Origin of the sequence: Janthinobacterium sp. EB271-G4-3-2 (assembly GCF_020858035.1) — a bacterium.
GTDB lineage: Bacteria > Pseudomonadota > Gammaproteobacteria > Burkholderiales > Burkholderiaceae_D > Janthinobacterium > Janthinobacterium aestuarii.
The window spans coordinates 113,627-131,363 of record NZ_JACYMG010000016.1; the positions used below are offsets into that span (position 1 = coordinate 113,627).

14 protein-coding genes and 1 pseudogene are annotated in these 17,737 nt (G+C 65.1%); 5 read left to right on the plus strand and 10 right to left on the minus strand.

Annotated elements, in window-relative coordinates; genetic code table 11:
• Position 1: 1 nt before the first annotated feature.
• The 5 genes from IGS55_RS25810 to IGS55_RS25830 form a co-directional block, all read right to left on the minus strand.
• Positions 2 to 1,075 (minus strand): HlyD family secretion protein, encoded by a 1,074-nt coding sequence (locus IGS55_RS25810; protein WP_230518826.1) that lies wholly within the window; start codon positions 1,073 to 1,075, stop codon positions 2 to 4.
• A gap of 18 nt (positions 1,076 to 1,093) precedes the next feature.
• Positions 1,094 to 2,542, minus strand: a complete 1,449-nt coding sequence (locus tag IGS55_RS25815) for an efflux transporter outer membrane subunit (RefSeq protein ID WP_230518893.1) — start codon at positions 2,540 to 2,542, stop codon at positions 1,094 to 1,096.
• 10 nt (positions 2,543 to 2,552) lie between these two features.
• Positions 2,553 to 3,338, minus strand: a complete 786-nt coding sequence (gene fabI, locus IGS55_RS25820; RefSeq protein WP_230518892.1) for an enoyl-ACP reductase FabI — start codon at positions 3,336 to 3,338, stop codon at positions 2,553 to 2,555.
• Complete coding sequence (locus tag IGS55_RS25825) at positions 3,335 to 3,520, minus strand: hypothetical protein (protein WP_230518825.1); 186 nt, start codon at positions 3,518 to 3,520, stop codon at positions 3,335 to 3,337. The genes fabI and IGS55_RS25825 overlap by 4 nt, the downstream gene beginning before the upstream one ends.
• Before the next feature lie 428 nt (positions 3,521 to 3,948).
• Positions 3,949 to 5,391, minus strand: coding sequence for an IgA Peptidase M64 (locus IGS55_RS25830; RefSeq protein WP_230518824.1), 1,443 nt, complete (start codon positions 5,389 to 5,391; stop codon positions 3,949 to 3,951).
• A gap of 208 nt (positions 5,392 to 5,599) precedes the next feature.
• Between IGS55_RS25830 and IGS55_RS25835 the strand changes: the two genes are divergently transcribed.
• Positions 5,600 to 6,202 (plus strand): TetR/AcrR family transcriptional regulator, encoded by a 603-nt coding sequence (locus IGS55_RS25835; RefSeq protein WP_230518823.1) that lies wholly within the window; start codon positions 5,600 to 5,602, stop codon positions 6,200 to 6,202.
• A gap of 8 nt (positions 6,203 to 6,210) precedes the next feature.
• A complete protein-coding gene (locus IGS55_RS25840) occupies positions 6,211 to 7,413 on the plus strand; it encodes a DUF418 domain-containing protein (RefSeq protein WP_230518822.1) in 1,203 nt (400 codons plus the stop codon).
• Here IGS55_RS25840 and IGS55_RS25845 read toward each other — a convergent pair.
• The 3 genes from IGS55_RS25845 to IGS55_RS25855 all read right to left on the minus strand — a co-directional run bounded on the left by IGS55_RS25845 (position 7,404) and on the right by IGS55_RS25855 (position 12,622).
• Positions 7,404 to 8,657 (minus strand): cyanophycinase, encoded by a 1,254-nt coding sequence (locus tag IGS55_RS25845; RefSeq protein ID WP_230518821.1) that lies wholly within the window; start codon positions 8,655 to 8,657, stop codon positions 7,404 to 7,406. The genes IGS55_RS25840 and IGS55_RS25845 overlap by 10 nt on opposite strands.
• 147 nt (positions 8,658 to 8,804) lie before the next feature.
• Complete coding sequence (locus IGS55_RS25850) at positions 8,805 to 11,588, minus strand: TonB-dependent receptor (protein ID WP_230518820.1); 2,784 nt, start codon at positions 11,586 to 11,588, stop codon at positions 8,805 to 8,807.
• A gap of 32 nt (positions 11,589 to 11,620) precedes the next feature.
• Positions 11,621 to 12,622, minus strand: coding sequence for a MurR/RpiR family transcriptional regulator (locus IGS55_RS25855; RefSeq protein WP_230518819.1), 1,002 nt, complete (start codon positions 12,620 to 12,622; stop codon positions 11,621 to 11,623).
• Between the two features lie 199 nt (positions 12,623 to 12,821).
• On the opposite strand from IGS55_RS25855, the gene IGS55_RS25860 reads away from it, so the two are divergent.
• Both IGS55_RS25860 and IGS55_RS25865 read left to right on the plus strand, forming a co-directional pair.
• On the plus strand, positions 12,822 to 13,958 hold the full coding sequence (locus tag IGS55_RS25860) for a succinylglutamate desuccinylase/aspartoacylase family protein (RefSeq protein WP_230518818.1): 1,137 nt from the start codon (positions 12,822 to 12,824) through the stop codon (positions 13,956 to 13,958).
• A 9-nt stretch (positions 13,959 to 13,967) separates the two neighbouring features.
• Entirely contained in the window at positions 13,968 to 15,356 is a 1,389-nt protein-coding gene (locus IGS55_RS25865; protein WP_034746426.1) for a YfcC family protein, read from the plus strand.
• 195 nt (positions 15,357 to 15,551) lie between these two features.
• On the opposite strand, the gene IGS55_RS25870 is transcribed toward IGS55_RS25865, so the two are convergent.
• Positions 15,552 to 15,758 (minus strand): hypothetical protein, encoded by a 207-nt coding sequence (locus tag IGS55_RS25870; protein WP_128141869.1) that lies wholly within the window; start codon positions 15,756 to 15,758, stop codon positions 15,552 to 15,554.
• A 265-nt stretch (positions 15,759 to 16,023) separates the two neighbouring features.
• On the opposite strand from IGS55_RS25870, the gene argH reads away from it, so the two are divergent.
• Complete coding sequence (argH, locus tag IGS55_RS25875) at positions 16,024 to 17,421, plus strand: argininosuccinate lyase (protein ID WP_230518817.1); 1,398 nt, start codon at positions 16,024 to 16,026, stop codon at positions 17,419 to 17,421.
• A 58-nt stretch (positions 17,422 to 17,479) separates the two neighbouring features.
• Here the strand turns inward: argH and IGS55_RS25880 are convergent.
• A pseudogene (locus tag IGS55_RS25880) lies at positions 17,480 to 17,737 on the minus strand (IS1595 family transposase); the annotation flags it as partial.

Genomic DNA, 17,737 nt, shown 5'->3' on the forward strand with positions numbered 1-17,737 from the left:
GTCACTGCGGAACCTTCGCCGTCAGTTCAGCGGGCCAGGCCTGCTTCGCATCGAGACGCACCCAGGCCACGCCGGGCAAGCCCACTTTGACGAGGGCCAGGTGCTTTTGCAGCAGCTCGCGGCTGATCTGCGCTTTCACGCGGAACATCAGCTTCTGGCGTTCGCTGGCCGTTTCCACGGTCTTCGGCGTGAACTGCGCGCTGGCGGCGACGAACGAGATCGTCGCGGGAATCACGTACTGGGGCGCCGCGTCGAGGATGATGCGCACTTCGCCGCCCAGCGCCACCTTGCCGGCCGCCGTCTCGGGCAGGAAGAAGGTCATGTAGACGTCGGACAGGTCGACCAGGTTGAGCACCTTGCCGCCGCCGGCCAGCACTTCGCCCTGCTGCGCCACCAGGTATTGCACGCGGCCGTCGCGCGGCGCCGCCAGCTGGCCATCGGCCAGGTCGGCATCGATGCGCGCCGTCGTCGCCTCGGCCGCCACGACGGCGGAACGAGAACCGACCACCTGCGCCTTGGCCGCGTCGATAGCCGCCTGCGCCGCCGTCACTTGCGCCCTGGCCGCATTCAGGGCGGCGGCCACGCTGCGCACGCGGGCGCGGTCGTCGTCGAGTTCCTGCACCGAGGAAGCGCCTTCTTTCGACAGGGTTTCGGAGCGGGCCAGGCGGCGGCGCGCCGCATCGAGTTCGCTTTCGCGCTGCGCCACCATGGCCAGCGCGGCCGCCTTGTCGCTCTCGCGCACCGCCACCTGCGCCTGCGCGCCGACCACCGCATCGGATGCCTGCTGCTGGCGCGCGCGCGCCTCGTCGCGCTGGGCCGACAGCGAGTCCACCTGCATGGTGGCCAGCGGCTGGCCCGCCTTGACGAAGTCGCCCTCGCGCACGAGGATCTCCTTGACCCGGCCGGCCAGCTTGGTGGCGACGTCGATTTCCGTCGCCTCGATGCGGCCATTGCCGCTGACAAACCCTTCGCCAGGACCGGTGGGACGCATTTTTTGCCAGGCCACATAGCCCAGCACGAGAACGGCCACGACCAGCGCCGCGGGGATGAGTTTTTTCTTCAGTTGAGCATTCATGGTATCGGGGCGATCAAATTAGTGGGTGGAAGCGGCGGCGGAGGCGACGGGCGCGCCGCCGCCCAGGGCCGCATACAGGCTGACCTGGCTCGAGAGCAGCGCGCGGCGCGTCTGCACCAGTTGCTGCTCGACCGTCAGCAAGTCGCGCTGCGCGTCGAGCACTTCCAGGTAGGGCGCGGCGCCATTGTCGTAGCGCAGCTTGGCCAGGCGCGCCCGTTCGCTCTGCGCGGCCAACGTCGTCTTGCCGATGTCGACCTGCAGCGCCAGCCAGCGCCGGTTCGACAGCGCGTCGGCCACTTCGCGGAACGCGCCCTGCACGCTCTTTTCATAATTGGCCACGGCCACGTCGCGGCGCACCTCGGCCAGGTCCATATTGGCGCGCAAACGGCCCGCATCGAAAATCGGCAGCACCAGGCGCGGCGCGACATTCCAGGCGCCGCTGCCCGAGTCGAACAGACCGTTCAATTCCGCGCTGGCCGTGCCGTAGGCGGCCGTCAGCGAAATCGTCGGGAAGAAGGCGGCGCGCGCGGCGCCGATATTGGCTTGCGCGGCGCGCAGCTGGTGTTCGGCCGCGATCAGGTCGGGACGCTGCGTGAGCAAGGCCGATGGCAGGCCCGCATGCAGCGGCTGCAGCACGCTGGCGTCGTCGAAGCGGCGCACCTCAGCAGCCACCGGCGTCAGGTCGACGGGGCCGCCCACCAGCTGGGCCAGCGCGTGCGCCTGCACGGCGCGCGCCTGTTCCAGCTGGGCCGACAGCGAGAGGGCTTGGCTGAGCAGGGTTTCCACCTGCGTCAGGTCCAGCTTGGAAATCGACCCGACTTCAAAACGGCGCGTGAAGATGCGCAGCGATTCGGCGCGGCTGTCGACGGTGGCGCGCGCCAGTTCCACGCGCTCATCGAGTTCGCGCAAGCCCAGGTAGCCATTGGCCACCTGCGCCACGAGGGCCACGCCGACGGCGCGGCGCGCCTCGTCGCTGGCCAGCAGGGTTTGCAGCGCGCTGTCTTTCAGGCTGCGCACCCTGCCCCAGAAATCGAGTTCCCAGGCGCTCACGTTCAAGCCCGCCTGGTATTGCGCGCTCGTCATGGCGCGGCCCGTCGGACTCAAGTCGTCTGGCACGCGTGCGCGGCTGCCCGAGGCGCCCAGCGCGATGGTGGGGAATTGCTCCGCGCGCTGGATGCCATACGCGGCGCGCGCCTCTTCCACGCGCAAGGCGGCGATGCGGATGTCGCGGTTGCCGGCCAGCGCCTGCGCAATGAGCGCCTGCAGGCGCGGGTCGGCAAAGTAGCTTTGCCAGGCGACATCGGGCGCGTGCGCGCCGGCCGGATCGGTTTCCGGATACTGCGCCGCCACGGGCAGCGGCGGCGGCGCATACGGCGGCGCCATCGAGGCGCAGCCGGCCAGGGCCAGCGTGGTGGCCAGTGCGGCCAGCATGGCGCGGTGTGGCAAGGTAAAAACAGCCATGGTCATCATCTTCCAGTCAATTCAGAATGTTGTAGCCGCCATCGACGTACAGGGTGCCGCCCGTGATGGCGCGCGCGCCGTCGCCGGCGAGGAAGGCGCACAGCGCGCCCACGTCCTCGATGGTGGCCAGGCGGCGCATGGGCGAACGTTCGATGGCGTCGGCCATCAGGCGGTCGAAATGGGCGATGCCGGAAGCGGCCCGCGTTTCCAGTGGTCCAGGCGAAATGGCGTTGACTCTGATGCCTTGCGGCCCCAGTTCGGCGGCAAGGTAACGCACGGACGCTTCCAGCGCCGCCTTCACGGGCCCCATCAGGCCATAATCGGCGATGACTTCCTCGGCGCCCAGATAACTCATGGTCATCAAGCTGCCGCCGTCCGGCATCAGCGGTTCGGCCAGTTTCGCCATGCGCATGAAGGAGTGGCAGGAGACATCCATCGCCTGCGCAAAGCCGTCGGCCGAGCTGTCCGTCACGCGGCCATGCAAATCGTGTTTCGGCGCGTAGGCGATGGAATGGACGACGAAGTCGATGCGCCCCCACTGACGTTCGATCTGCGCGAACAGCGCCTCCAATTGCCCCGGCACGGCCACGTCGAGCGGTGCCATGATGGTCGCCTGCACGTGCTGCGCCAGCGGCTCCACGTGCGCTCTGGCCTTGTCATTGAGCCAGGTCACGGCCAATTCCGCGCCGGCCGCGCGCAGCGCGCTGGCACAGCCCCAGGCGATGCTTTGCGCATTGGCGATGCCCACCACCAGCCCCCGCTTGCCCTGCAAAGACAAGGGCGGGCGCAAGCCGGCCGTCATGCCGGGACCGGACGCAGGGCGGGCCACGGCGTGGCCGCATGCACGCTACGCACGGCGCCGGCGCGCATGGCGGCGGCGCACATGGCCAAGGTAACGCCGCCGGCGCGCGCATACGGCAAGGCAATCGGTGTGTGGGGATGGAGGGTACTGCACGCGTCAGGCGCGGGGGGCTGCATCTTCATGAATCTGGCTTCCGTCACTGAAATTCGAGGCCGGCACCAGTGCATTCTCGGGGAACTGGTACAGGGCGAAAATTACTCTACAGCATTTAGATACGTGATTCGCGATGAGTCCGGTCCGCATGCTTATCGTTTTGAGCTAGGTCAACTATAAGTGCGATTGCGGCAATGCAACATTGATATACATCAAATTCTACATCAATATTATTTAAATGAACTAATTGACAAGCAAGCGAATCGCGGTGCCTGTTTGATAACTCCGTGGGGCTGGCGCACAGAAAAACAGCCGTGCAAAAAGAAAGGGGGATTGCCTGGAAAACAAGCGGTGGGGCGACTTGGCGCGAGGCGCAAGGCGGGGGAACGGTGAAACGGGGGGCCATGCTATTGCGATGCAACATGGCCCCCATGCACTACTGGAATGACAGGAGCGGTTATTTGCCCGGCGCCGATGCCGGACGCGAATACAGGTCGATGATGGTGCTGATGCCGTCCTGGCATACGGAGCAGAACGTCTCGCTGCGGTCGAACATGATGCACTGCATCTCGGGCCGGTAGTAGCCGGACGACTCGTAGTGGGCGCCTTCGAAGGCGCCCACCGCATGGCGCTGCGGCGCTTTCGAGAACAGCTGCTGCGTATACGCCAGGTCGGCCTTGAACAAGGTGCTCATCTCGCTTTCCGGGCGGTTGGCCGCGCGCAGGGCGGCGCGCTGCTTCTGGTATGCGCGCGCATGGCTATCGTACGCCTCCTTCGGCCATGGCGTCGGCAGCGGCGTGCCCGCCTTCACGTGGTTTTTCCATTTCAGCTTGGCCGGATCGCGCAGCGCCGTGGCGTTCGGTTCCCACGGTTCCTGGCGCTCGCCATTCGATTGATAGGCCACGGGCGAAGTGTAGTACTCGTCGGCCAGGCCGGCGAAATGGTGGCCGAATTCGTGCACGAACAGGTAGTTGGCCCAGTCGCTGTTGGCCGCCGCCGTGCTGAACTGGCCGAAGATGCCGCCACCGCCGTAGGTATCGTTATTGACGAGGATTTCGATGAATTCATACGGCGCGTACTGGGCCAGGTCGCGCAATGCGCGGTTGTCCGTCGTCAGCACATAACGCTCGCTGCCGAAGATGTCGTAGCGCGTGCCCAAGGGCGACGCGTGATGCACGCCCGTCGAGGGACGCGACACGCCCGACTCCGGGGTCGGCGCGGCCATGGCCCACACGTTGAAGTCATTGGCCCGCTCGCGAAATGGCGACACGGTAAACAGGTGCTCGGCCAGCTTGCGCGCCGTCGCTTCGAACTTGCCCATTTCGGCCGCCGTATAGCCATCGCCCATGATCAAGAGGTCGACCTTGCCGGAAGATGGGCCTTCGACACGGATCGGGATCGGCTTGACGGGCGCCGGTGGCTGCTTGCGGATCACGTCCTGCGCGGCCGGATCGACATCGGTGCTCCACACAATGGAAAACAGGCCGCGCTCGTCGCGCTTGAGGATGCGCACGCGCACGGGGTGCTCGGGCTGCGGGAAGCGCACGGATTCCTGGAAGGCGCGCGTGGTGGTTTTCGCTTCGTCCGTGCTGGCCCACTCGCCGAAGATGGTGGAGAAGCCGCGCGAGTACAGCACCTTGCCCGACTTGATGTCGACCACTTCCAGCATATTGTTGCCGCGGTTGCTGTCATCGATAGGGCGCGCCAGGTTGCCCGGCCATGGCAGGGGCTCGACCAGCACGCGCTCGACCGCATAATGCTCGCCCAGCGCATTGCCGCTGTGCTGGTAATCGAGGCGCATGGTGGCCGGCTGGGCGGCACTGGCCGCCTGCGCGGCAGGGGCGATGCCGGCGGCCAGCGCCAGCGCGCAGAGGAAGGATCGAATCGGGGTCTGCTGCATGTCATTCCTAAAACGGTAGAAAAACAGGTGAAGGGATCGGTTTTCCAAACAATCGGCGGGCCTGCCGGCAGGCGCGGGAAAAACCGCTGCGGCACATTGTAGCGACCGGAAGGGGACGTGCAAAGCGGCCATTTCACGCGATTTGCTTGACCCGGCAAGGCAATCGGCCTATATTAGATTGACTAGTCCATTAATTAAAGGGTAAAGCATGCGCACCATCGATCCCGATAAGCACGCGGCGCGCCGCGACGCCATTCTCGCCGCCGCGCGCAGCTGCTTCGCGCGCAAGGGCTTTCACCAGACCAGCACCGCCGCCATCTGCGCGCAGGCGGGCATGAGCCCCGGCAACCTGTTTCATTACTTCCCCACCAAGCAAGCGATCATCGCCGCCATCGTCGACCAGGAAGGCAGCGAGACGGCCGCCTATTTCGCGGGCGTGCAAGGCGGCGCCGATGCGTACGGCGCCCTGCTCGACTTCATGGACGTGGTGCTGGCACTGGCGGCCGACGCGGACTTTGCGGGACTGGCGCTGGACATCGCCGCCGAGGCGATGCGCGACACGGACATCGCGGCCAGGGTGGCGCGCAACGACGCCAGCCTGCGCCGCGGTGTGCAAGCCTTGCTGGAAGAGGCGGCCGCGCAGGGCCAGGTCGACGCCGCGCTGGACGCCGCGCAAACGGCCGGCTGGATCGCCGCGCTGATCGATGGCATCTTCAACCGGGTTGCCGTCGATCCCGATTACGCGCCGCTGGCGCAGCGCGCCAGCCTGCATCTGTTATTGGCGCGCTTCCTGCGCCCTGCCCTGGCATGAACGCCGCCATGAAAAACCAGCCCGCGCGCATCGCCGACGTCGACGCCCTGCGCGGCTGCGCCCTGTTCGGCATTTTGGTCGTCAATATCGGCGCCTTCGCCACGCCCTGGTTCGGCCTGGGCCTGACCGATCCCGCCTTTCACGGCGGCGTGGACCGCGCCACGCATTTTCTCGTCGCCCTGCTGTTCGAGACCAAGTTCTACCTGCTGTTTTCCTTTTTGTTCGGCTACAGCTTCACCCTGCAGATGCAGGCGGCCGCGCGCGCTGGCGCACCGTTCGTGCCGCGCATGCTGCGCCGGCAAGCGGGCCTGTGGCTGATCGGCGCCCTGCACGCCGTGTTCCTGTTTCATGGCGACATACTGACCACCTACGCTCTGCTGGGTATCGTGCTGCTGGCGCTGCACCGCTGCGGCGAACGCCAGGCATTGTCCCTGGCGTTGACGCTCGTCGCCGTCTGCGTGGCGTTCTGGGCAGGCATGGCCTGGCTGCAAAGCCTGCAGCCGGCGGGCGACGACGCGCAGCTGGCCGTGGACATGGCGCAAAAGGCGGCAAGCGCGCTGGCCGCCTACCGCGCCACGCCGGCCGCCGTCGTCCATCAGCACCTGCGCGAACTCAATGACATCTGGCTCGTCCTGCTGCTGGTGCAGGCCCCGTGCGCGCTGGCCATGTTCCTGTGCGGCCTGGCCGCCGGCAAGCGCGAGATGCTGCTGCACGCCAGCGACTATCTGCCGCTACGCCGCCGCCTGCTGCGGGCCGGCACGCTGGCGGGATTACCCGGCGCCGCCTTCTATGCATGGACTTCCGTATATGGCGACAGTCAGGCATGGCAGGTGGCGGGACTGGCCGTGGGCTTGGCCACCGCGCCGCTGCTGGCGGGCGCCTACCTGGCACTGGCGCTATCTCTGTTCGAGCGCCTGCGCGACGGCACGCTGTTTGCGCTGCTGGCCGACACGGGCCGCATGGCCTTGTCGAACTACCTGCTGCAGTCGGCCATCTGCGCCGTGCTGTTCCTCGCGTATGGCATGCGGCTGATGGGCAGCGTCTCGCCGCTCGGTGCCCTGGCGCTGGCCGCCATCATCTTTGGCGTGCAGCTGCCCCTAAGCCGCTGGTGGCTGCGCGGCCACGCCTATGGCCCCGTCGAGTGGCTGCTGCGGGCCCTGACGATCGCCGCGTGGCCGCGCTGGCGGCGCCAACGCGCAGCTTACTTGTAGCGGTACAACGGCTGGCGCAGCTGGATCGGGCGGATATCGAGGCGCAGCTTCAGCACCGAGTACGCTTCCGCCTCGGTCGAGCTGTAGCCGACGCTGTTGACGGTTTTACTGAAGCGGAACTCGAAACCCAGGTCCGGATACGGGTCGCGCGGGTTGCCGAAGGCGATGCCGATGGCTTCCTGCTGCGCGTTGTCGATCAAATTGCCCATCAGGTCGAGCACGGCGTTGTTGCCGAGGATATCGTTGGTGAACACGGGTTCGCGCATGTCGGGCTGGTTCGGATCGAGCTTGTTGTCGGCCTTGTCCGGCGACGGCGTAAACACGCGCGTGACGAGGTTGAATTTGTCGCCCCGGTCCAGGTAACTGATGGCCGCGTTGCTGATATTGAAATTTTTCACGCCGCGGTCGCTGATGGCGCCCGACAGGTCGATCAGCAGGGCGCCGCTGTAGCCGATGACTTCCACGTCGCGCATGGCGTCAACCACCATGGCGCTGTTTTCATCGATGCCCAAGCCCAGGTGGTAGCCTTTTTTCAGCATCACGGGGATCATGCGGGCAAAGCGTCCGCGCACCAGCAAATGCTGGTCTACAAAAACGTCGCTGCCGATGAAGCCCAGGCCTGGCGCGATCTCGCGGCCATCCGTCACGCCCATCTTGAGCATGTCGAGCACGGGTTTGGCGTCGTAAAACATGGTGGTGCTCATGATGGCCGCGCCGGCGCTGGAACCGGCGATCACGCCGCCGTTGCGGTAGACCGACCAGATGGCTTCCAGCGCGGCCGTGCGGCTGCCGTCCTGGCGCAGCAAGGCTTGCGTGATGCGCCCCTGGTCGCCGCCGGCAAAATAAATGCCGGTGGCCGACTTGATCTGCGTGACGATGGCGGGATCTTCGGCCGCCTTGCGGTAATCGCGATTGGCCAGCTTGACGGCCAGCGGCACGAAAAAGGCGTCGGCGCCATATTGATTGAGTTTCCGGATGATGCTTTCACCGGATTTTTCCGGATTCATCGCGGCCGATGCCAGCACGGCGATGCGCGCGCCCGGCCCGCCCGACAGCTTGACGATGCGCTGCCAGACTTCGGCATTGTCGGCGCGCAGGCCGCCGCCAATGATGACGAGGGTGCCCTGCGGCGCGCTGCCGATGGCACTGCCGGCCGGCGCCGCCACGGCATGGACACTGCACAATGCCAGCACGAACAGCAGCGCGGCGCGGAGGGTGTGATACAGGCTTGAAGATGATTTCATGGTGCCTTTCGAATACAAAGAAAGTGGCGCACACTTGTCGATACAGGCGCGCGCCCTTGCTGCCAAACTGCTGCTTGCAACCCAACTCCACCGAACGACGATACTACCTGCCGCATATGACAGCGTTGTTGCGGCATCCCCGTTTTTTTACTTGAAGCTGTAATTGGCGCTCGCATAGAAGCGCCGGCCGCGCGGGTCCGTGTAGCTGGGGTCATAGCCGGACAGGAAAAAATAGGCCTGGTTCGAGTACGGCGGACTGGTATTGAACAGATTCTGTATGCCCGCGCGCAGCTTGAACTGCTGGCTCACCGCATATGCCGCCGACATGTCCCACAAGGTGTACGCCTTCACCCGGTTCGGCTTGACCACGCTGCCGTCATCGATGTTGATGGCCGAGTTCTGATCCCGGTAGCCGCTCGAATACGTGTTCGACAGGCTGGCCGAATACGGGCCGCTGTCCCAATCGAGGGTGATCGTGTGGCGCCAGCGCTGCACCACGCCGTCCGTGACGAAGCGATTGAGATTGCTGATGAAATCGTCGCCGGGACTGGTCTGGATTTTTGAGCCCAGCACATACGTACCGCCCAGGTGGCCGCCAAAGCGTCCCCACGCCGTTTGCACGCCATGCAGGTCGGCCGTGATATCGATGCCCGAGGCTTTTTGCGCGCCGCGGTTTTCCTTGCGCAGTTCGATGTAGTCGATTTCATCGTCCTCGTTGCGGTGCACGAGGTTGCCGTACTTGGCCAGGTTGCCCAGGATGATGTCGTCGCCGATTTCGCTGATCAGGTTCGTGCGCCTGATGTTCCAGTAATCGGCACTGAAGGTCCAGTGCTGGCTCGGTTCGAGTACCAGGCCCACCGAGAACTGGCGGCTGCGTTCCGGTTTCAGCTTGTCGTTGCTGTAGCGGCGCGTATCCCAGTCTTGCGCGCAATCGGCATAATTGTTGTCCACGGTGGCGCACAGCACGGGATCGGGCAGGGTCGCCGTACTGCTGTAGACGGTGGGACGGTGCAAGTCCGACATCGACGGCGCGCGGAAACCCTTGCCGGCCGAAGCGCGCAGCAGCACCTGCTTGCTGGGCATGTAGGTCAGGCCGACCTTGGGACTGAGGGCGCCGCCCACCTGCTCGTAATGGTCGTAGCGGCCAGACAGCTGCGCCTGCCATTGCCTGGTCAACGGCAGCAGCAATTCGCCGTAGACGGCTTGTACATTGCGGCTGTCGCTGGTACCCCTGCCGCCTTCCGGCGCCGCATCGTTGCTGATGTTGTCGCTCATGAGCAGCGCCGATGGGCGGAACTCGGTGCGTTCGCGCCGCACTTCGCCGCCCACGGCCAGCGCCATGTCGCCGCCGCCCATGGGCATCAAGGCGCGCGACACCTTGAAATCGAGCGAGTCCATGACGCCGCGCGCATGGCGCACCTCGTCGTCGACCTGGATGCTGTCGAGCAGCGCCCGGCCTTTCGCGCTGGAGGGCCCGAAGGGATTGATGTCGCCGGCGGCGATCCCTGCCTGCAGCTCGTCGTACAGGACGTAGCCGTGGGTATCGCGATCCTTGACGACGTTGACGCTGTGATTGAAACCGACGTCGTAATCCCAGCCGGCGAGCGTGCCGGTGGCGCCCACCACGTAGCGCTGACTTTCGCTGGTCAGCTGGCTGGTGCGCATGCCCGCCTCGTTCAGCCGCATGCGCAGCTCCAGTTCGCGCTCCACCTGCTTGCCATCGTCATCGAGCAGCGTATCGAAGCCCGCATTGGCCAGCTGCGGCACCTTGCTGTAATCGAGGTAGCCGATCACGCGCGCCGACGACCCCACGTAATGGCTGCGCGAGCGGCTCAGCGCCACTTCCGCGTACAGCTGGTGATCGTCATTCAGTTTCAGCACGCCGCGCGTGAGCAGGTTCTGCTTGTCCGTCTTCGGGTACAGCTCCGTGTCGCCCATATAGTTATAGGTACAGGCATCGACGCCGCCCGCGCCAGCCGGCAGGTACAGATTGGCCGGCGGCGCGCAATTCGGAATTCCAAAATTGATCTGGCGGTTGGTGATCGGCTGGCCATTGAGCAGGAAGCCGCTGTCCTGCAGGTGCTCGCGCTGGGCGCTGGACAGGCGGATATTCGCCGGGCTGGTAAAGTTCGACAGCAAATGCCCGAGGCGCTGCGGAATCTGCAGGTTCGGGATGAACTTGCGCTGCGAGGCGCGCAAACCGTCCGTTTTTTGCAGGTCGGCCACGGCGAAGATATTGTAGCCATCCGCAGCCAGGTCGCCAGTGCCGGCCGTGATGCTGGCCGTGCGCTTGCCCGCGCCGCCTTCATCGGTGCGGCTGCCATAGACGTTCAGCTCCACGCCCTGGTAATCCTTGCGCGTAATGAAATTGATGACGCCGCCGATGGCGTCCGTGCCGTACAGAGCCGAAGCGCCGTCGAGCAGCACTTCCACGCGCTGCAGGGCGGCGGCCGGGATGTTGTTCAAGTCCACGCCCGCATCGTCGCCGGGCGAGGCAAAGTTGGCCATGCGCCGGCCATTGAGCAGCACCAGGGTCGAGGAGGTGCCCACGCCGCGCAGGTTGGCGCTGTTGAAACCGCGCTGGTCGCCGCCCACGTTGATGCTGGCGCCGTCCGTCAGGCCGCCCACGTTGGCCGACACGCGCGCCATCAGCTCGGCCGCCGTCGTCACGCCCGCCTTTTCGATCTCGGCGCGCGTGATGATCTGCACGGGCAGCGCCGTCTCCGATTCCAAGCGCTTGATGGCAGAACCCGTGATCTCCACGCGCTGCATTTTTTTCGGCGCAGGTTCTGTCTCCTGTTCCTGCGCCTGCGCACCATTGCCCAGCATGCCCAGCGCCGCCGTCACGCTCAGGGCGCCCAGCGCCACGCGCACGCCTTGTGCCAGCACCGACTCGCGTGGCAAGGGGCCGTCCTGTCTTTTCATCTGCATTGTCACTCTCCCCTGATGTTGATGCCTGATTCTTATAATGATTTTGGGACTGCCTTGCGCTGCTTGGCCGCTGTTTTCCGGGCTCCCTGCACGCCATGTTCGCCGCCATACAGATAGGCGGCGATGACGTCGCTCAAGCGGGCCGCTTTTTCTACGTTCTTTTTGTTCGATACCATCAGCGCCACGGCCAGCGCCTCGATCATGGCCAGCGCCGTGCTCGCGCTGCTGGGCAGGACGGGATGCGTGCTTTGCGCATACAGCGCGTGGTCGGCCAGTTCGGCCAGGGGCGACGCGGGCGAGTCGGTGAGCGCCACGATGCAGGCGCCGCGGTCGCGCGCGAAGCTGGCCAGGCCGATGCAGTCGAGCGTGTAGCGGGGGAACGAGATCACCACCAGCACATCGTGCGCCGTCAGGTTGACCAGGTGGCCGGCCGCCACTTCCGAGCCGCCGATGCCCGCCACTTCCACCACATGCGGGCAAAACGGCTGCAGATGCTGCACCAGCATGCCCGCCAGGTTGGCCGACAGGCCAAAGCCCATCACATACACGACCTTGGCGCGCGTCAGGCGGCGCACCACGGCCTGCATGGCGGGCGGCGACAGGGCGTCGGACGTGGCGGCGATGTTCGCGGCCGCATATTCCAGGCTTTGCGTGATGGGCGAGGTGGCGCGCGCGCGCCGTTCTATCGTGCGGCGCAGTTTGTCGACCGGCTGCAGCAGCGATTGCAGGGTCTCCGCCATGGCGCCGCGCATGGCCGAATAATTCTTCTGGCCGATATCGCGCGCGAAGCGGCTGATGGTGGCCGTCGACACCTGGCAGCTGTCGGCCAGTTCCTCGATGCCCAGCGCCGTCACGCGCATCTGGTTGCGCAGCAGATAATCGGCGATCTGCCGCTGCGAAGCCGAGCCGCTGGCCAGCACGTGCATCAGCGCCTGCCCCAGCGGCGATTGCGCGAACGCGGCATCGGGCGACGCCAGCGTGGTGGCAAGTGGCGTGGTGCTGCTGCTGCGGGCAGGACTGGCGGATGCTCTCATATCACTGGCGGCCTGTATTCTTGGGCACTGCGGATCACTGGCGGAAGGCGTAATCGGGTCGCTGGAACTTACTGTACTCATATCAAAAAGAAAACTCAACAAATATTTGTAAAAGGATTTTCATTGATTTACTTCGTGAAAATATTGCTACATAATCGACCGAAATCCATCAACCATGCACCTTTCCGGGGCGCCCACCATGCAAGTACAACAGCATCCCATCTCCACCGCGCACGCCAGCATGTCCTGCCAATTGAGCAGCTTCCACTTCGGCACCGCGGCCGCCACCAGCCGCAGCGGCAAGAAGGTCTACATCCAGGCGGCCCTGCACGCGGACGAGGTGCCGGGCATGCTGGTGTCGCAATTTTTGCGCCGCGAACTGCTGGCGCTGGAAGCGGCCGGCAAGGTACTCGGCGAAATCATCCTGGTGCCGGCCGCCAACCCGATCGGGCTGGCGCAAGCCATCCATGGCGCGCCGTTCGGCCGCTTCGACCTGACCACCGGCATCAACTTCAACCGCGCCTACCGCCACGTGGCCGATGAACTGAAAACCACGCTGGCTGGCCAACTGGGTCAGGATGCGCAAGCCAACGTGGCCCTGATACGCGAGCATGCGCGCGCCGCCGTCGCCGCCTGGCGGCCGGGCACGGATGCGGAGACCTTGAAGAAAACCCTGCTGGGCATGGCCATCGACGCCGACATCGTGCTCGACCTGCACTGCGATAACGAGGCCGCCCTGCACATCTATACGGGCACGCCGCTGGCGGCGCAGATCGCGCCCCTGTCCGCGCTCCTGGGCGCGCGCGCCGTGCTGCTGGAACTGGCGGCCGGCGAAGAGCCGTTCGATGAAGCCTGCAGCCGCTTGTGGTGGGATCTCGACGCGCACTTCGGCGGCCGCTATCCGATTCCCGCCGCCTGCCTGTCGACCACCGTCGAACTGCGCGGCGAAGTGGAAGTGAGCTACGCCCTGGCCGAGCGCGACGCCGCCGCGCTGCTGCGCTTTCTCGCCGTCGAGGGCGTGCTGGAGATAGCCGGCGCCGGCGACGACCTGCCCGCGCCGCAATGCGAGCCGACGCCGCTGGCCGGCGTGGAACCGATCCTCGCGCCGCATCACGGCGTGCTGGTCTACCTGCGCGAAATGGGCGACGTGCTGGCCGCCGGCGATGCGGTGGCCGACTTGATCAACCCCGTCAGCGGCGAGACGACGACCTTGCGCTGCACCGTTGCCGGTGTCTTTTTTGCGCGCAGCGCCCACCGCCACGTTTTGCGCGGCATGAACGTGGGCAAGGTCGCAGGCGCCGTTGCCTACCGCGGCGGCAGCCTGCTGAGCCAATAAGTGACGCCCATGAGAAAATTCAAGCTCCCCAATACCTTCGTCCTGCTGTGCGGCATCCTGGCCATGATCGCCGTGGCGACCTGGCTGGTGCCGGGCGGGAAATTCGACACCCAGCTGGTGAACGGCAAACAGCTGATCATCCCCGGCACGTTTCACTATGTCGACAACAAGCCGCAGGGCCTCGCCGCGCTGATGATGGCGCCCATCAAGGGCTTCGTCGACGCCAGCCTGATCATCGGCTTCGTGCTGATCGTCGGCGGCGCCTTCGCCGTGCTGCAAAAAACGGAAGCCTTCGATTCGCTGATCAAGGCCATCGCCAAGGCGCACACCAGTTCGCGCTTCGTGCGCGCCGCCATCATTCCCGTCTTTTTCACCATGTTTTCGCTGGGCGGCGCCACTTTCGGCATGAACGAGGAAGCGATTCCCTTCATCCTGATCTTCGTGCCGCTGGCCCTGGCCCTGGGCTACGACACCATCACGGGCGTGTCGATTCCCTTCATCGGCTCGCAGGTGGGGTTTTCCGCCGCTTTTTTGAATCCGTTCAATGTCGGCATCGCGCAGGGCATCGCGGGCGTGCCGATCTTTTCCGGCATCGGCTACCGACTGATCGTGTGGGCCATCGCCACGGCGGTCAGCATCGTGTTCTTGATGTGGTACGCGGCGCGCATCAAGCGCCATCCGGAAAAAAGCCCGACCTACCTGCTCGACATCGAAAAGCGCAGCGAGCACTCGATGGACCTGGACAGCTTTGCCGGCATGACGCGCACGCACCGCGCGGTGCTGTGGATTTTCATGGCGACCTTGCTGACGATGGTCGTCGGCGTCGTCAAGTACGACTGGTTCATCGATGAAATCGCCGCCCTGTTCCTGGTGATGGCCATCGTCGTCGGCCTGGTTGGCCGGCTCGACATGGATAGCCTGGTGGCGTCCTTCGTGCAGGGTGCGCGCGACATGGTCAGCGTGGCGCTGGTGATTGCGCTGGCGCGCGGCACCATGATCCTGGCGCGCGACGCGCAGATTATCGACACCATGCTGCATGCATTGACGCCGCTGGTGGCCTCGTCGAGCCCCGTCTTCGCCGCGCAAAAGATGTTTTTCATGCAGTCGGTGATCAACTTCTTCATCCATTCCGGCAGCGGCCAGGCGGCGCTGACCATGCCCATTATGGCGCCGCTGGCCGACCTGGTGGGCGTGACGCGCCAGACGGCCATCCTGGCTTTCCAGTTCGGCGAATTCACCACGCCGATGATCCCCACATCCGGCATCACCGTCGGCGTGCTGGCGCTGGCGCGCGTACCCTGGATTACCTGGGCCAAGTGGATGATCCCGCTGCAGCTGATCTACCTGGTGCTGGCGCTGCTGCTATTGATACCGCCGTGCCTGATGCACTGGCAGTAAAACGGAGCACGCCATTGACCGATGCCGATGGCAGGCTGAAAAATGCTGTGGATGGCGGGAAGCCCGCATTCCGCCCGGGCTGAAAAGGAAGCGGGGGCGCCGCCCGTTCCGATTGCCGCTGATGGTGTGCTACTTGCTGCTGGTGCGATGGTGACTACGGATACTGCTGATTCTGCCTCGATTGCATGGCCGCGCTTACAGGGCGGCTTTTTCTTCGGCGCTCAAACGCTTGGCGCTGACGTACACGGTGTGCATGGTGGCTTGATCGGCGCTGGCGACGAGGGCGGCGGAAGCGGCCGGTGCGGCGCGGAACTTCGGCACAGCGGCGGTGGCCAGGCTGGTGGCGGCGGCGACGGCGATGATGGCAACGAAGATGGCTTCCATGTTTTTAGCGATGTTCATGATGGTGTCCTTTGGGTGGCTGGTTGTGTGCTGCGATGATTGAACTGTAGGCCGATCCCCCCTGACCTGCCATCGGATTGCGACAAAACGCCCAATTCGCGGGACAGAATACAAACAGCCCGGATGGAACGCGCAACGGGCCATCGCCGTGGCATTTGACGCTTGCCAGCCCCATTCCTGGCCATTTCAGCGCCCTGCAAGCCCCTAAAAGCCCTACCGCCGGCCAACCTTGTTTATAATCGCCGTACACTAAAGGACTTCTTTCATGACTGATCAATTCTCCAAAAAGGGCGAAGCCTGGTCGGCCCGGTTTTCCGAACCGGTCTCGGACCTCGTCAAGCGCTACACAGCTTCTGTATTTTTTGACAAGCGCCTGGCGCTGTTCGACATCGAAGGTTCGCTGGCCCATGCGGAAATGCTGCATGCGCAAGCCATCATCAGCCCGGCCGACTACGCGGAAATCCAGCGCGGCATGGCGCAAATCTCGCAGGAAATCGCCAGCGGCCGGTTCGAATGGCTGCTGGACCTGGAAGACGTCCACCTGAATATTGAAAAACGCCTGACCGAACTGGTAGGCGACGCGGGCAAGCGCCTGCACACGGGCCGCTCGCGCAACGACCAGGTGGCGACCGACATCCGCCTGTACGTGCGTTCCGCCATCGACGACATCACCGCCCTGCTGACGACCTTCCGCAGCGCGCTGACGGACCTGGCCGAGCAGCATGCCGACACCATCATGCCGGGTTTTACCCACATGCAGGTGGCCCAGCCGATCACGTTCGGCCACCACATGCTCGCGTATGTCGAAATGTTCGGCCGCGACGCCGAACGCATGGCCGACTGCCGCAAGCGCGTCAACCGCCTGCCGCTGGGCGCCGCCGCCCTGGCCGGTACCACCTTCCCCATCGACCGCCTGCGCGTGGCAAAAACGCTGGGCTTTGACGACGTGTGCCACAACTCGCTCGACGCCGTCTCGGACCGCGATTTCGCCATCGAATTTTGCGCCGCCTCCGCCGTACTGATGATGCACGTGTCGCGTATGGCCGAAGAGCTGGTGATCTGGATGAGCCCACGCATCGGCTTCATCGACATCGCCGACCGCTTCTGCACCGGCTCGTCGATCATGCCGCAAAAGAAAAACCCGGACGTGCCGGAACTGGCGCGTGGCAAGACGGGCCGCGTGTATGGCCACCTGACTGGCCTCTTGACCCTGATGAAAGGCCAGCCGCTGGCCTACAACAAGGACAACCAGGAAGACAAGGAACCGCTGTTCGACACCGTCGACACCGTCATCGACACCTTGCGCATTTTCGCCGACATGGCTGGCGGCATCACGGTGAAACCGGAAGCGATGCGCGCGGCGGCCCTGCAGGGCTACGCGACGGCGACCGACCTGGCCGACTACCTGGTCAAGAAAGGCTTGCCGTTCCGCGACGCCCATGAAGCGGTGGCCCTGGCCGTGCGCGCCTGTGTCGACGCCGGTTGCGACCTGGCCGACCTGTCGCTCGAGCAGCTGCGCGCGTTTTCCCCGTTGACGGACGAAGACGTGTTTGCCGTGCTGACACTGGAAGGTTCTGTCGCCGCGCGCGACCATGTGGGCGGCACCGCGCCACGCCAGGTACGCGCCGCGATCGCCCGCGTGCGTACGCAGCTGGAAAAATAAACGGCGCCTGCGCCTTCGGACGCCCCGCTGCATCGCTGCAGCGGGGCGTTTTTCATGGTTATGTCACCGTCAGATGTGGGAATGCGCCCAGTGTTGCCTTCAATAACGTTTCCGGTGAACGGATGCGCCCGGCGTCGAGTATCCAGCGCCAGCCCAGGTAGTTCGGCAGGTAGCGTGTCGCCACGCCGTGAAACGGCCCCAGCCAATCCCGCAAGCGGCTGTGATAGGCGTTGACGTTTTGCACGTGGGCGGCGCCCTGCACGCGGATGCCGGCGTGCAAGTTGACGGCCTGGTGGCTGATCCCCGCTTCCCTGGC